This is a genomic window from Streptomyces sp. NBC_00154, assembly GCF_026342835.1.
Classification (GTDB): domain Bacteria; phylum Actinomycetota; class Actinomycetes; order Streptomycetales; family Streptomycetaceae; genus Streptomyces.
Map to the genome: position 1 here is coordinate 4660962 of NZ_JAPEMI010000001.1, position 14724 is coordinate 4675685.

Sequence of the window (14724 nt, forward strand, 5' to 3'; positions counted from 1 at the left end):
GGGCGCCCTGCCGGGTGAATGCTGAGCGAATCATGGGCCCAGGACCGACGGTACGTCACACCTGGGGCGCCGCCGCACGGTAGCTTTTCCCCGTCGAACCAGCGCCACGTTCCGCCACCCGGCTCCAATTGAGTGGTATCGGAAAATCACATCACGTCACTTACTGTCCCTTTTCAGGAGATTCACTCCCGATGCTGTTTACTGATGACGACCTCGGGATCCGGCCAGGAAGAGGCGGTACGGGCGCGAGGCCGCTGGGGAAGGCGAACCTCGTCCCACACTGGAGGTCCCGGTGACGACACGTGGAGTTCTGTACGTTCACTCCGCACCGCGCGCGCTCTGCCCACATGTCGAATGGGCGGTGGCGGGTGTCCTCGGTGCGCGGGTCCAGCTCGACTGGATCAGACAGCCGGCCGCGCCCGGCACCTGGCGGTCCGAGTTCTCCTGGGAGGGCGCCGCGGGTACCGCGTCGAAGCTTGCCTCCGCGCTGCGCGGCTGGGATCTGCTGCGCTTCGAAGTGACGGCGGAGCCGTGCGCCACGGCAGAGGGCGAGCGCTACAGCTCCACGCCCGAACTGGGCATCTTCCACGCGGTCACCGGCATGCACGGCGACATCCTGGTGCCGGAGGACCGGCTGCGGGCTGCGCTGGCGCGATCGGTGCGCGGGGAGACGGACCTGGAGGCGGAGATCGCCAAACTCCTCGGCAAGCCGTGGGACGACGAGTTGGAGTCCTTCCGGCACGCAGGCGAGGGCGCCCCGGTCCGCTGGCTCCACCAGGTGGTGTGAGGGGCATCTGCGGGCGGGCCTGTTCCCCCTGCCGCCCCTTCCCGAACCGGGATCACGCGCCTCGAACGCCGGCGAGGCCGAGAACGAAGCGGACGAAGCCCGCCTCCCCGGTCGAACGGGGAAGCGGGCTTCGTCGTACAGCCTGGGCGGTGGGGATCAGACGCTGCGGAACGCCAGCACCACGTTGTGTCCCCCGAACCCGAACGAGTTGTTGATCGCAGCGATCGACCCCTCCGGCAGCGGCCGCGGCTCATCGCGCACGATGTCCGCCTCCACCGCCTCGTCGAGGTTCTCCACGTTGATCGTCGGCGGAGCCATCCGGTGGTGCAGCGCCAGAACCGTCGCGACGGTCTCGATGCCGCCCGCGCCACCGAGCAGGTGACCGGTCATCGACTTCGTCGCGGAGATCGCGACATGGTCGAGGTCGTCGCCCAGAACCTTGCGCAGAGCCTTCAGCTCCGCGACATCGCCCTGCGGCGTCGACGTGGCGTGCGCGTTGAGGTGCACGACCTCCGACGGCTTGAGATCCGTCTGGTCCAGCAGGTTCTGCATGGCGGCAGCGATCCCGCGACCGGTCGGCTCGGGCTGGGCGATGTGGTGGGCGTCCGCGGACAGGCCCTGGCCCAGCACCTCGCAGTAGACCTTGGCGCCACGCGCGGCCGCGTGCTCCGCGGACTCCAGGACGACGACACCGGCACCCTCGCCGAGCACGAAGCCGTCACGGCCCGTGTCGTACGGACGCGACGCCTTCTGGGGCTCGTCGTTGTTCTTGGACATCGCCATCATGTTGGCGAACGCCGCGATCGGCAGCGGGTGGATGGCCGCCTCGGTGCCACCGGCGAGGACCACGTCGGCACGGCCGGTGCGAATCATCTCGACGGCGTAACCGATGGCCTCGGCACCCGACGCACAGGCGGAGACCGGGGTGTGGACACCGGCCTGGGCGTTGACCTCCAGGCCGACGTTGGCGGCGGGGCCGTTGGGCATGAGCATGGGCACGGTGTGCGGGGAGACGCGGCGTACGCCCTTCTCCTTCAGCACGTCGTACTGGTCGAGCAGGGTGATCACGCCACCGATGCCGGAGGCGATGACCGAACCGAGCCGCTCGGGCTGGATCGCGTCGTCCTCACCGGCCTTGCCGGTGAAGCCGGCGTCCGCCCACGCCTCGCGGGCCGCGATCAGCGCGAACTGCGCCGAGCGGTCCAGCTTGCGGGCGAGCGGGCGGGGCAGTACGTCGCCCGGGTCGACGGCCGCGAGGGCAGCGATCCGGACGGGCAGTTCGGCGAAACGTTCGCCCTCGAGAGGCTTGACGCCGGAACGACCGGCCATCAGACCTTCCCAGGTCGACGCGGAGTCGCCACCCAGCGGAGTGGTTGCGCCGATACCGGTGACGACCACGGTGCGATTGGTCGAGTTCACTGGAAAATCTTCTCCACGTGTAGAGGGTCGTGAATCAGCGGCGCCACCGCCGGGTGGCGACACACGAGCCGGCTGGATCAGGCCTGGTGCTTCAGGATGTAGTCGGCAGCGTCGCCGACCGTCTTGAGGTTCTTGACGTCCTCGTCGGGGATCTTCACGTCGAAGCGCTCTTCGGCGGCGACGACGACCTCGACCATGGACAGCGAGTCGACGTCCAGGTCGTCGGTGAAGGACTTGTCCAGCTGGACGTCCTCGACCGGGATACCGGCGATCTCGTTGACGATCTCGGCGAGACCGTTGACGATCTCTTCCTGGGTGGCGGCCATGTTGGCGCTCCTTCGATGTATTTCAGCAGGGTTCGGACGTCCGGACCGGAAGGTCCGGTGTGCCTAGGGGAGAGTAACGACCGTCGCGGCGTAGACGAGACCCGCCCCGAAGCCGATGACGAGCGCGGTGTCGCCGCTCTTCGCCTGACCGGTCGCCAGAAGCCGCTCCATAGCGAGCGGAATCGAGGCGGCGGAGGTGTTGCCGGTGGTCTCCACGTCGCGGGCGACCGTGACGTGTTCCGGCAGCTTCAGGGTCTTCACCATCGAATCGATGATCCGCATGTTGGCCTGGTGCGGGATGAAGACGTCCAGGTCTTCCGGAGCGATCCCGGCCGCGTCCAGCGCCTGCTGGGCGACCTTCGCCATCTCGAAGACGGCCCAGCGGAAGACCGCCTGGCCCTCCTGCGTGATGGCCGGGAACTTCTCGGGACGCTCGGCGTGGAACTCGTCCCACGCCACGGTCTGCTTGATCGTGTCGGACTTGTCGCCCTCGGAGCCCCAGACCGTCGGGCCTATGGCGGGCACATTGGAGGGGCCGACGATGACCGCGCCTGCGCCGTCGCCGAAGAGGAAGGCCGTTGCCCGGTCCTCCAGGTCGGTCAGGTCGCTGAGCCGCTCCACGCCGATGACCAGCACGTACTCGGCCGAGCCCTCGACGATCATGCCCTTGGCGAGGGTCAGGCCGTAGCCGAAGCCCGCGCAGCCGGCGGAGATGTCGAAGGCGGCGGGCCTGCCCGCGCCGACCTTGTGGGCGATCTCGGTCGCGACGGCCGGGGTCTGCTTGAAGTGCGAGACGGTGGAGACGATGACCCCGCCGATCTGCTCGGGCGTGATCCCGGCGTCGGCGATGGCCTTCCCGGCCGCCTCGACGGACATCGCGGCCACGGTCTCCTCCTCGGAGGCCCAGTGGCGGGTGGCGATGCCGGACCGGGAGCGGATCCACTCGTCGGACGAGTCGATCTTCTCGAGAATCACCTCGTTGGGCACGACACGGGTCGGGCGGTAGCCACCGACACCCATGATCCGTGCGTACGGGGCGCCCTGGCTGGGCTTGATCTTCGACATGCTCTCGGGCTCCTTAGGCGTCCGCGTGCTCGGAAATGAGCGCGCGGGCCGCGTCGAGGTCGTCGGGGGTCTTCAGCGCGAGGGTCTGCACCCCGGGCAGTGCGCGCTTGGCGAGACCGGTGAGGGTCCCGCCCGGGCAGGCCTCGATGAGCGCGGTGACGCCCAGCGCCTTGAAGGTCTCCATGCACAGGTCCCAGCGGACCGGGTTGGCGACCTGGCCGACCAGCCGGGAGATGACCTCGTCGCCCGTGGCGACCGTCTTTCCATCGGCGTTCGAGACATATGTCACGGTCGGGTCGGCGACCGTCAGTGCCGCGGCGGCCTCGCGGAGCCGGTCGACCGCAGGGGCCATGTGGTGCGTGTGGAAGGCACCGGCGACCTTGAGGGGCACAACGCGGCGCACGCCCTCGGGCTTGTCCTCGGTCAGCGCGGCGATCTGCGCGGCGGTGCCGGCGGCGACGATCTGGCCGCCCCCGTTGACGTTCGCCGGGGTCAGACCGAGCTTCTCCAGGTGCGGGACCGTCACCTCGGGCTCGCCGCCGAGCAGCGCGGCCATGCCGGTCTCGGTGATCGCGGCGGCGTCGGCCATGGCGAGCCCACGGGTGCGTACGAGACGGAGCGCGGCCTCGTCGTCGAGAACGCCCGCGAGAGCTGCGGCGGTGATCTCACCGACGCTGTGACCTGCGACGACACCGGGCGACGCGTCAAGCGCGGCGGCGGACAGCAGACCCGCGGCGACCAGCAGCGGCTGTGCCACCGCGGTGTCGCGGATCTCGTCCGCGTCGGCCCGGGTGCCGTAGTGGGCAAGGTCGAGCCCGATGGCGTCGGACCATGCCGCGATGCGGTCGGTGGCACCGGGGAGGTCGAGCCAGGGAGTCAGGAAGCCGGGCGTCTGAGCGCCTTGGCCGGGAGCGACGAGTACGAGCACCCTCACACTCTCTCTTGTGAACGGTCCGGAACACCCGTGGGGACAGGGACGAAGAACCGTAGGGGGAATTGTTGAAGTCTGACAAAAGTCTAGGACTGGGGATCTCTGTCGGCCAGACGCCCCAGAATCAGGGCGATGCGCAGAGTGAACGCGGAGCGGACATCGGAAGGCGACCATCCGGTGACGTCCGTCACACGTCGGAGCCGGTAGCGCACGGTGTTGGGGTGGACGAACAACATCCGGGCGGCGCCCTCCAGGCTGCTCGCCTGTTCCAGATACACGCTCAGCGTTTCCAGCAGCGCGGAGCCCGCCTCTTCCAGCGGTCTGTAGATCTCCTCCACCAGTTGGTCACGCGCGGCAGGGTCGCCCGCCATGGCGCGCTCCGGCAGCAGATCGTCGGCCAGGACCGGCCGCGGGGCGTCCTGCCAGGCGCTGCACGCCTTGAGTCCGGCGGCGGCGGCCTGCGCGGACCGGGTGGCCGCAAGGAGGTCCGACACCACCGGTCCGGCCACGACGGGACCGGCCGCGTACGGGCCGATCAGGGCCTTCGCGACATGCAGCGGGTTGTCGCTGCCGCCCGCGATGACGACCAGCCGGTTGCCGAGCACCCCGGTCAGCACCTGGAGCTTGGCGTGCCGGGCGGCCCGCCGGATCGCCTCGACGGTCAGTTCGCTGTCGCCGTCGGGGGCCGTACCGAGGACCACACAGACATGTTCGGGGGAGTTCCAGCCGAGTGCGGCGGCCCGCGACACGGCGCCCTCGTCGGCCTCGCCGGACAACACCGCGTTCACCACGAGTGATTCGAGCCGGGCATCCCAGGCGCCGCGCGCCTCGGCGGCCTGTGCGTACACCTGCGCGGTCGCGAAGGCGATCTCCCGCGCGTAGACGAGCAGCGCCTCGCGCAGCACCGATTCGTCGCCGGGCGCGGCGACCTCCTCGATCGCGGCCTCCATCACCTCGATCGTCGTCCGCACCATCTCGACGGTCTGGCGCAGCGTGATGGCCCGGGTCAGCTCGCGCGGGGCCGTACCGAACACATCGGTGGAGATGGCCTGCGGGGTCTCCGGGTGGCGGAACCACTCGGTGAAGGCGGCGATTCCGGCCTGGGCCACCAGGCCGATCCAGGACCGGTTCTCCGGTGGCATCGCCCGGTACCACGGCAGCGACTCGTCCATGCGGGCGATCGCGTTCGCGGCCAGCCGGCCGGAGGACTGCTCCAGTCGCTTCAGGGTCGCGGCATGCAGGTGGGCGTCATTCGCAGCGGGCTGCTCAGGATCGGATCGGGGCACGAACACAAGACTGCCTTATCGGACCACGGGCACGGAGGGCCGGGGCGGCCGCGGGTCGTACTGCCGAGTAGCGGACGGCCGGTTTCCGACCGGACACGGCCGGTCCCGGACCGGGATTCGGCCGTCCCCGACCGGGACACAGGGGCGCCCGGCCGGGCTACCGTGGACCCGTGATTTCCGTACAGCGCGCGGACGACCGGTATACGGGCGGCGACGAGGCCGCGGGCATCCTGTCCCGGCACGCCTTCTCCTTCGGCTCCTTCTACGACCCGGACAACCTGCGCTTCGGCGCGATCCTGGCCTGCAACGAGGAACGGCTGGCGCCCGGTGCGGGCTTCGACGAACACCCGCACAGCCACACGGAGATCGTCACCTGGGTCGTCGAGGGCGAGCTGACCCACCGCGACTCGGCCGGTCACGCCACGGTTGTACGGGCCGGGGACGTCCAGCATCTCAGCTCGGCGGCCGGGGTACGCCATGTCGAGCGCAACGACGGGGACATACCGCTGACGTTCCTTCAGATGTGGCTGGCGCCGCTCGAACCGGGCGGCGAACCCTCGTACACGACCGTCCCCGGCATCGCCGACTCCACCCCGTACGCCCTCCCGGAAGCCGGAGCGATGCTGCATGTGCGCAGGCTGACCGCTGGGGAGCGCACGGCGGTGCCGGACGCGGCGCGGGCGTATGTGCACGTGATCGGCGGCGAGGTGCGGCTCGACGGCGAGACGCTCGGTCCTGGGGACGCGGCGCGGATCACCGGGGCGGTGGGGCTGGAACTGGTGGCCGAGGCGCCGACGCAGGTGCTGGTCTGGGAGCTGTCGGGCTGAACAAGGCCTCGGCCGGAGCCGGCTGAGGGCGCTATCCCGCTGAACGTACGAGCTCCGCGAGCACCGCGTCCGTGAGCGGCGGCCAGACCTCGACAGCCCACGGGCCGAAGGCCCGGTCGGTCAGGGCGATGCACGCCGCGCCCGCGGCCGGGTCGATCCACAGGAACGTTCCCGACTGTCCGAAATGCCCGAAGGTCGCGGGTGACGAGGAACTGCCCGTCCAGTGCGGCGACTTGTGGTCCCTGATCTCGAAGCCGAGCCCCCAGTCGTTGGGGTTCTGGTGGCCGTAGCCCGGCAGGACGCCCTTCAGGCCGGAGCGTACGACGGTCTGCGCGGCCAGCACCGTACGCGGATCGAGCAGCCGCGGGGCCTGCACCTCCGTCGCGAACCGCACCAGGTCGTCGACGGTCGAGACGCCGTCCCGGGCGGGCGAGCCGTCCATCGTCGTCGATGCCATGCCCAGCGGCTCCAGGACCGCCTGGCGCACATACTCGGGGAACGGGATGTCGGTGGCCTTGGCGATGTGGTCGCCGAGCACCTCGAAGCCCGCGTTGGAGTAGAGCCGCCGGGTGCCGGGAGCGGCCGTCACCCGGTGTTCGTCGAAGGCGAGCCCGCTGGTGTGCGCGAGCAGATGCCGGACGGTGGAACCCTCGGGTCCGGCCGGTTCGTCGAGCTCCACCGCGCCTTCCTCGTACGCCACGAGCGCGGCATAGGCGGCTATCGGCTTGGTGACGGAGGCGAGCGGGAAGCGGTGCGCGGTCGGCCCGTGACTGCCGACGACGGTGCCGTCCGCTCGTACGACGGCGGCCGCCGCGGTGGGGACGGGCCAGTTCTCTATCATCGCCAGGCTCTGCATGACTACGAGACTAAGACCTGCCGCCGAACACCCGTCATCCGGCCGGTGGCCGGAAAACCTGTCGCTGATGGCGCTTGCTTCGAGTGCACTCCAAGGTTCTAGCGTGGAGGCCATGACGGTGATGGAGAGCACTACCGCGACGACCGACGCCTGTGCATCCGCTCCACGGGCGCATCCACGCCCCGAGGGCCAGGACCGCTACACCATCAGCGAGGTCGCGGCCTTCACCGGGCTCACCGCACACACCCTGCGCTGGTACGAGCGGATCGGCCTGATGCCGCACGTCGACCGGTCGCACACCGGCCAGCGCCGGTTCACCAATCGCGATCTGGACTGGCTGGCCTTCGTGGGCAAGCTGCGGCTGACCGGGATGCCGGTCGCCCACATGGTCCGGTACGCGGAGCTGCTGCGGGAGGGCGAGCACACCTTCGAGGAGCGGCAGGAGCTGCTGGAGGCGACCCGCCGTGATGTGAAGACGCGGATCGCGGAGCTCCAGGACACCCTGGCCGTCCTCGATTACAAGATCGACTTTTATGCGGGCGCCCGGCGGGCGTCGGAAAGGCCTTGAACCTGATGACCGACAACAAGATCGCAACTGTGGAGCTCGGCAACGGCGGCCCGCAGGTGGGCGTGCAGGGACTCGGCTGCATGGGTATGAGCGAGTTCTACGGGGACACCGACGAAGCCGCCGCCCGGGACACGCTGGAGGCCGCACTGGAGGCGGGCGTCACGCTCTTCGACACCGCGGACATCTACGGCAGCGGTGCCAACGAGACGTTCCTCGCCCCGTTCGTCGGGGCGCACCGGGACGAGATCACGCTCGCCACGAAGTTCGCCATAGAGCGCAAGGACGACGACCCGCAGTACCGGGCGGTGCGCAACGACCCCGCGTACATCCGCCAGGCCGTCGAGGACAGCCTGCGCCGACTGAACACCGACGTCATCGACCTGTACTACATGCACCGTCGCGACCCCTCCGTGCCGCTGGCCGAGTCCGTCGGCGCGATGGCCGAGCTCGTGCAGCAGGGCAAGGTCAAGCAGCTCGGGCTGAGCGAGGTGACCGGCGCGGAGCTGCGCGAGGCGTACGCGGTGCACCCGATCGCCGCCCTGCAGTCGGAGTGGTCGCTCTTCAGCCGGGACGTCGAGCGCAGCGCCGTGTCCGCGGCGGTCGAACTCGGGGTCACCTTCGTGCCCTACTCGCCGCTCGGCCGCGGTTTCCTGACCGGGGCGTTCGCCGACGCCGCCAAGGACCTGTCCAAGGGCGACTTCCGCCAGTACCAGCCCCGCTTCACCGGCGAGAACGCGAGGACGAACGCCGCGCTCCTGGAACCGGTCCACAAGATCGCGGCGGCGCACGGGGCGACGGCCGCGCAGGTGGCGCTCGCCTGGGTGCAGCAGCGCGCCGAGGTGCACGGTCTGACCGTGGTTCCGATCCCCGGCACGCGCAAGCGCAGCCGGCTGCTGGAGAACGTCGGGGCGACCCGGCTCACCCTCACGCCGGAGGAGCTGGCCGTGCTGGAGCCGATCGCCGGCCAGGTGGCGGGCGACCGCTACCCGGACATGAGCTCGACGTCGGCGGCGCGCGAGTAGCCGTTCCGGGGGGGCCGGGGCGCCCCGGCCCCGTTCTCTCCGTAAGTGCCGGACGGGCTGGTTCTCTCCCGTCCGTCCGGCTACAACTCCGCGAGCAGCTGTGCCTTCTTGGCACGGAACTCGTCGTCCGTCACCAGACCCGCCTGGTGCAGCTCCCCGAGGTGACGGATCCGCTCGGCGATGTCCGCCGGATCGCGCCGCACCGCACTCGCCGGCACGGCGACGGGCGTGGACTGTTTCCTGCGCACGGACTCCAGTACGGCGGCGGCGAACGGCAGCGACTCGTGCACCGGGCCGTAGCCGAGCCCGAAGATCACCGCAGCCGGGTCCTGATCGGCCTGGGTGGGCCGTGGGGCCGATGGCTGCGGACCGGCCGGCGCAGTGTCCGTACGGAGCACCGCCGCACCGTTGCCCGTAACGGGAGACAGGCCCGTGCCCGCCCCGGCGTCCGTGTTCCGAGCGCCTCGTGGCACCAGTCGCAGATAGCCGTCGAAGGCCTCCGGCGAGCGCCACTCGACCCCGCTCAGCTCGCTGACCGGGAACGTCTGGTCGCCCGCCTTCCACTTCGCCGTGGAGGCACCCGTCCAGAACCACCGGAAAGAGATCCGGTCCCCGTCGAAGCTGGCCCTGCCGTCGTACGCCTTGAAGTGCATCGGCGCCTCGGGGGCCGCGACCAGGAACCTTTCGGCGGGCTCCGCCGCGTCCGGGCCGAGCAGCGCGCGCAGCTCGTCCGCGTAGTACTCGGCGAGTGTCTCGCGTTCTGCGGGCAGCACCAGCCGGTACGGATCGCTGCCGTCCTTCAGCTGCCCGGCCGCGGCCTCCAGCAGTGGATCGGCACCGGGTCTCGGCACCGCATGCAGAACCACCGTGCCTCGCTTGCCCGGGGTCAGTGTCACCGACGACAACGCCGCGTGCGGAATGCGGCGTTCACGCAGGCTCTGGAAGAGCTTCGGCGTGCGGATTCCCCGTTCGAAGCGGATGAGCACGGAGTCGGTGTCGAACTCCCAGGTGGCATGAATTCCGGCCAGCACATCACCCATGTGCCTCATCGTATGCGGCACTCGTCCGCACGTCCCCCCTCCGAGCGGACCGCAATTCACCGGCGGCTGCGGTGCTCTACGCGCGTCAGACGACCTCGGCGCCGGAAATTCCGTCGCGGCAGGCGCTGTCGGCGCTCGCACAGGTCACCGAACCGTATGCGCCGACGCCGATGGCGGCGAAGTTGCTGAGGCTCTCGGTGCCCGGCTCGAAATAGCCGCTGTGCCCGATCGCGTCGCCCGCCGAGACGACGCGCGCACCGAAGCCGCGGTCCACCGGATCGGCGCCGTGGCCGAGCCCGCCGACCTCCATGTTCGGTACGTCCTGGATCCAGTCGTCGCGGTCCCGCATCGCCCAGACATCGGCCGTGGTGTGCAGTTGGGCGGCGCTCTTCGCCCGCATGCCGGGGCTGCCCGCGACCGCGATGTCGGCGACCCTGGACGGCAGTTCGTTTGCGGCGACACCGCACAGCACGGAGCCGTAGCTGTGGCAGAACAGCGAGATCTTCGACGTGCCGGGCAGGGCGTCGACCAGTGCGGTGAGCCGGACGGCCCCACGCTCGGCGAGGTTCCCCAGGGCCGCGTCCATGCCGATGCCGGCGGGCGCGGTGTAGTCCGCCCAGGCGATGACCGCGGTCCGGGTGCCGGGGCTCGCGGCGCGCTCCGCCGCGTACAGCGACTTCGCCATGCCGACGGGTGCGGCGTTGACCTTGGGCCCGGTCCGCTCCAGCGTCAGCAGGCTGGTGTCGACACCGGGCACGACCAGCGAGACCCGCTCGGCCTCGTCGAGGTCGCCGAACACCTCGGCGGCGTGGCCCTTCCCGGACGGGTCGAACGCCAGGAAGTGCCGACCGTGGGCAAGCATCGACTGGAAGCGCTCCATCCGGCGGAACGCGTCGCTGCGGCCGTCGGGGGAGAGCCGGACGTCGTGCATGCGCTGCTGCTCGACCGCCCGCGCCTGCACCAGGGCCCGCCGGTTGGCGTGGTAGCGCAGGGTGACCGGCGCGCCGTTCAGATTGCCGACGACCAAGGGGTACTTGTCGGCGAGAGCGGTGCGCTGCGCGGCGGTGAGCGAGGCGAAGAACTGGGCCAGCCGGTACGGGGACGCATCGACGTCCGGCAGGGGGTGACCCGCTATCCGGCCCCGCGCCCAGGACGAGAGTGCGATGTCGCGTGGCTCGTCGGAGCGTTGGTGACGTACGGCGGTCCAGCCTGTGGTCGCCAGCATCACAAACACGACCGCGACGGCGAGAAGTGCGCGCCATGCGGTGAGCGTGGGGGAGGAGTCGAAGGAAGTCACTGCCGCCCACATTAGGAGACGCGCGACGGCAGCTGTGAAGCGGGTGACGCACATCACTCGTCGATGGGGAATTGGAGGGGCGCCTCCTTACGCTCCGTGCGCGCCTCGCGCACGCTCCGGCGAACTCCCACGCCTGGCGGACGCTCCATGTGGCAGTCCTGGCAAGGCTGTTGTGAAGTCCGTCATGTTCCCCTTTGAGGTGTTCGGCACATTCGGGTGCGGAACTACCCGGCGGAGGTGTGAGTTGTCTCGGCCGTCCGTTCGACCGGTGTGCGCCAGTTCCCCGCGAGCGCCGCTCCGAGGTGGTCCAGGTAGGTCTCGGTCAGCGTCCGCAGTGAGTCGACGCTGGTGTCCCGCCCCTGCCCCCACAGCTGCCCGGTCACCCGCATCACGCCGGAGAATGCGGCGACGGCGACCCGCGGCCGCGGGTCCGTCGCGATGTCGAGACCCTCGCGTGCGGCGATCACCTCGGCGATCTGGTTCTCCAGATCGATGCTGCGCCGCAGATGGGCCGCGAGCAGGGAGGGGGTCGACTCGATCATCCGGTACGTACGCATGTGGAGTTCGACCGTGACGAGTTCCTCGATCGCCTCGCCGATGCTGTTCCATGCGCACAGCACCGCGCTGCGCATGGCTTCGAACGGACTTTCCGCGGCGGGTCGTCGGCGCAGCTCCGAGAGGAAGCGCGACTCCACCATCTCCTGGACGGCGAAGGCGGTCTCCTCCTTGCTGGCGAAGTAGCGGAAGAAGGTGCGCTGGGAGACGTCGACGGCGTCGACGATCTCGTCGACGGTGGTCTCCTCGTACCCCTGGGTGGTGAAGAGCTCGAGAGCGGCGTGCAGCAAGGCGTCCCGGGTGCGTCGCTTCTTGCGCTCGCGCAGCCCGGTCGGGTGCTCCACGGCTCGCTGCCCGTCGGTCACTGAACTGGTCCTCTTTCTGGTATTTTGTCCGACTTGGTGAACCTGTGAGCTACGAGACAGTTACCGACTTGTGAAACAGTTTGTCAACTGTCAGTGACTGACACTAATCTCCCGGGCATGACTAGTCAGACCACCGTAGAAAAGGCGTCGCGGGAGCCGCAGGACACCCTCGCTCCCGCCCCGGCCAAGGGGCTGCGCGGCCACCCCTGGCTGACGCTCTTCTCCGTGGCCATCGGCGTGATGATGGTCGCGCTCGACGGCACGATCGTCGCGATCGCCAACCCCGCCATCCAGCAGGACCTGGGCGCCTCGCTCGCCCAGGTCCAGTGGATCACCAATGGCTACATGCTCGCACTCGCGGTCTCCCTGATCACCGCGGGCAAGCTCGGTGACCGGTTCGGCCACCGCCAGACCTTCCTGATCGGGGTCGTGGGCTTCGCCGCGGCCTCGGGGGCCATCGGCCTCTCCAGCAGTGTGGCCCTGGTGATCACGTTCCGGGTGCTGCAGGGCCTCTTCGGAGCCCTGCTGATGCCGGCCGCGCTCGGCCTGCTGCGCGCCACCTTCCCGGCCGAGAAACTGAACATGGCCATCGGTATCTGGGGCATGGTCATCGGCGCCTCGACCGCGGGCGGCCCGATTCTCGGCGGTGTGCTCGTCGAGCACGTCAGCTGGCAGTCCGTCTTCTTCATCAACGTGCCGGTCGGTGTGATCGCACTCCTGCTCGGCGTGGTGATCCTCAAGGACCACCGGGCCGAGAACGCCCCGCGCTCCTTCGACATCGGCGGCATCGTGCTGCTGTCGCAGGCGATGTTCTGCCTGATCTGGGCCCTCATCAAGGGTGCCGAATGGGGCTGGGGCGACTTCAAGACGGTCGCCTTCCTGGTGGCCGCCGTGGGCCTGTTCGCGGTGTTCGCCTTCTCGCAGAAGAACGTCAGGGAACCGCTGGTCCCGCTGGCCATGTTCCGCTCGGTGGCGCTGTCCGCGGGTGTGGTCCTGATGGTGCTGATGGCATTCGCCTTCCTGGGCGGACTGTTCTTCGTCACCTTCTACCTGCAGAACGTGCACGGCATGAAGGCCGTCGACGCGGGTCTGCACCTGCTGCCGCTGACCGGCATGATGATCGTCGGCTCCCCGCTCGCGGGCGTGCTGATCACCAAGTTCGGCCCGCGCGTCCCGCTCGTCGGCGGCATGGTGTGCACCGCGGTCGCCATGTTCGGGATGTCGCAGCTGGACACCGGCACCGGCACGGCGACGATGTCCATCTGGTTCGGTCTGCTCGGCCTCGGCCTCGCCCCGGTGATGGTCGGCGCCACCGAGGTCATCGTGGGCAACGCCCCGATGGAGCTCTCCGGTGTCGCGGGCGGTCTGCAGCAGGCCTCCATGCAGGTCGGCGGCAGTCTCGGTACGGCGGTGCTGGGCGCGGTCATGGCTTCCCAGGTCGACTCCCACCTCGCCGGCAACTGGGCGGACGCGAAGCTTCCGCCGCTCTCGCCCCAGCAGCTGGACCAGGCGTCCTCGGCCGTCGAGGTCGGCATTCCGCCGGTGGGATCCGGCGTGCCCGCGCCGGTCGTGGAGAAGATCACGAGCGTCGCACATGACACGTTCGTGTCCGGCATGAGCACCGCGTTCATGGTCGCCGGCATCGTCGCGGTGGGCGCGGCGCTGGTCGCCACGCTCACCAAGCGCGGTGAGAACGTCGAGGCAGGCGCGGGCGCAGGCCACATCTGACCCCGCCGCCGGTCGTCGTCGGCCCCTCGCGCCGATGACGCCCGAGCGTCAACACAGCGCATACGGCAGCCCCGCCGGACCTCTCCGGCGGGGCTGTCGCCTATCCGGGTGGTGTGGCCCGGAGCCCCTTCCGGTGAAGCTGCCGCGCAGGTCAGGGTGCGTGCAACTGATCCACACCAGCACGGGGGTTGATTGATATGCGTACGACCGTCCTTGCCGCCGTACTGACCGCCACCGCCCTGATCCCACCGGCCGCTTCGGCGTCACAGACCGCACCGGCCGCGCACGCGGCGCCGGTCCGCCTCGGGACATGCGGGAGCGGTCAGCTCTGCCTCTGGGCGAAGCCGGACTTCACCGGCGCCCGGCAGATCCATGAACTGTCGGACACCGGCATCGAGAGCTGTGTCCCGCTGCCGCCGGGCAGCAAGGCCCAGGCGCTCGCCAACCGCACCGGCCGTCCCGTCACCACCTACCAATCCGCGGAGTGCGCCGAGACCGGCGAGTTCGAGACGTATCCGGGCGGCGGGACCTGGGTGCCGCAGTCCCCGTACCAGGTCAGGGCATTCAAGATCTGGGAGAACTGACCGAGGAGCCGACCGGGGAACGCCGAAGGGCGGCGGACCAAGAGGTCCGCCGCCCTTCGACTCAGCTC

Annotated in this window: 15 protein-coding genes; 6 read left to right on the top strand and 9 right to left on the bottom strand. The window is 69.9% G+C overall.

Translation table 11 applies throughout. From position 1 onward, the window contains the following. The first annotated feature begins 292 nt into the window (after positions 1–292). Positions 293–787, top strand: coding sequence for a DUF3145 domain-containing protein (locus OHA03_RS20870; protein ID WP_267005321.1), 495 nt, complete (start codon positions 293–295; stop codon positions 785–787). Positions 788–943: 156 nt separating this feature from the next. On the opposite strand, the gene fabF is transcribed toward OHA03_RS20870, so the two are convergent. From fabF to OHA03_RS20895, 5 genes are all read right to left on the bottom strand, one after another. Next, on the bottom strand, positions 944–2206 hold the full coding sequence (gene fabF / locus OHA03_RS20875) for a beta-ketoacyl-ACP synthase II (protein ID WP_030925891.1): 1263 nt from the start codon (positions 2204–2206) through the stop codon (positions 944–946). Positions 2207–2283: 77 nt separating this feature from the next. Further along, complete coding sequence (locus tag OHA03_RS20880; protein ID WP_030925892.1) at positions 2284–2532, bottom strand: acyl carrier protein; 249 nt, start codon at positions 2530–2532, stop codon at positions 2284–2286. Positions 2533–2595: 63 nt separating this feature from the next. Then, a complete protein-coding gene (locus OHA03_RS20885; RefSeq protein WP_267005322.1) occupies positions 2596–3597 on the bottom strand; it encodes a ketoacyl-ACP synthase III in 1002 nt (333 codons plus the stop codon). 13 nt (positions 3598–3610) lie between these two features. Continuing rightward, positions 3611–4525 (bottom strand): ACP S-malonyltransferase, encoded by a 915-nt coding sequence (locus OHA03_RS20890; RefSeq protein WP_267005323.1) that lies wholly within the window; start codon positions 4523–4525, stop codon positions 3611–3613. An 89-nt stretch (positions 4526–4614) separates the two neighbouring features. After that, on the bottom strand, positions 4615–5814 hold the full coding sequence (locus OHA03_RS20895) for a CdaR family transcriptional regulator (protein WP_267005324.1): 1200 nt from the start codon (positions 5812–5814) through the stop codon (positions 4615–4617). A gap of 170 nt (positions 5815–5984) precedes the next feature. On the opposite strand from OHA03_RS20895, the gene OHA03_RS20900 reads away from it, so the two are divergent. Further along, positions 5985–6641 (top strand): pirin family protein, encoded by a 657-nt coding sequence (locus tag OHA03_RS20900; RefSeq protein WP_267005325.1) that lies wholly within the window; start codon positions 5985–5987, stop codon positions 6639–6641. Positions 6642–6672: 31 nt separating this feature from the next. Here the strand turns inward: OHA03_RS20900 and OHA03_RS20905 are convergent, their stop codons facing one another. Continuing rightward, positions 6673–7497 carry a serine hydrolase gene (locus tag OHA03_RS20905; protein WP_267005326.1) on the bottom strand — a complete coding sequence of 275 codons (825 nt, stop codon included), beginning with the start codon at positions 7495–7497 and terminating at the stop codon, positions 6673–6675. A 112-nt stretch (positions 7498–7609) separates the two neighbouring features. Between OHA03_RS20905 and OHA03_RS20910 the strand changes: the two genes are divergently transcribed. Both OHA03_RS20910 and OHA03_RS20915 read left to right on the top strand, forming a co-directional pair. Continuing rightward, positions 7610–8065: a MerR family transcriptional regulator gene (locus OHA03_RS20910; protein ID WP_030925902.1), complete on the top strand. Its 456-nt coding sequence runs from the start codon at positions 7610–7612 to the stop codon at positions 8063–8065. 5 nt (positions 8066–8070) lie between these two features. After that, positions 8071–9087: an aldo/keto reductase gene (locus tag OHA03_RS20915; protein ID WP_267005327.1), complete on the top strand. Its 1017-nt coding sequence runs from the start codon at positions 8071–8073 to the stop codon at positions 9085–9087. 80 nt (positions 9088–9167) lie between these two features. Here the strand turns inward: OHA03_RS20915 and OHA03_RS20920 are convergent, their stop codons facing one another. The 3 genes from OHA03_RS20920 to OHA03_RS20930 all read right to left on the bottom strand — a co-directional run bounded on the left by OHA03_RS20920 (position 9168) and on the right by OHA03_RS20930 (position 12344). Continuing rightward, the gene (locus tag OHA03_RS20920) at positions 9168–10127 is read right to left on the bottom strand and encodes a DUF4429 domain-containing protein (protein ID WP_267005328.1); all 960 of its coding nucleotides are present in this window, start codon (positions 10125–10127) and stop codon (positions 9168–9170) included. Between the two features lie 85 nt (positions 10128–10212). After that, on the bottom strand, positions 10213–11424 hold the full coding sequence (locus tag OHA03_RS20925; RefSeq protein WP_267005329.1) for an alpha/beta hydrolase: 1212 nt from the start codon (positions 11422–11424) through the stop codon (positions 10213–10215). Between the two features lie 224 nt (positions 11425–11648). Further along, on the bottom strand, positions 11649–12344 hold the full coding sequence (locus OHA03_RS20930; RefSeq protein WP_267005330.1) for a TetR family transcriptional regulator: 696 nt from the start codon (positions 12342–12344) through the stop codon (positions 11649–11651). A gap of 117 nt (positions 12345–12461) precedes the next feature. Between OHA03_RS20930 and OHA03_RS20935 the strand changes: the two genes are divergently transcribed. Further along, positions 12462–14072, top strand: a complete 1611-nt coding sequence (locus OHA03_RS20935) for an MFS transporter (protein ID WP_267005331.1) — start codon at positions 12462–12464, stop codon at positions 14070–14072. Positions 14073–14269: 197 nt separating this feature from the next. After that, on the top strand, positions 14270–14656 hold the full coding sequence (locus OHA03_RS20940; RefSeq protein ID WP_267005332.1) for a peptidase inhibitor family I36 protein: 387 nt from the start codon (positions 14270–14272) through the stop codon (positions 14654–14656). Positions 14657–14724: the final 68 nt, after the last annotated feature.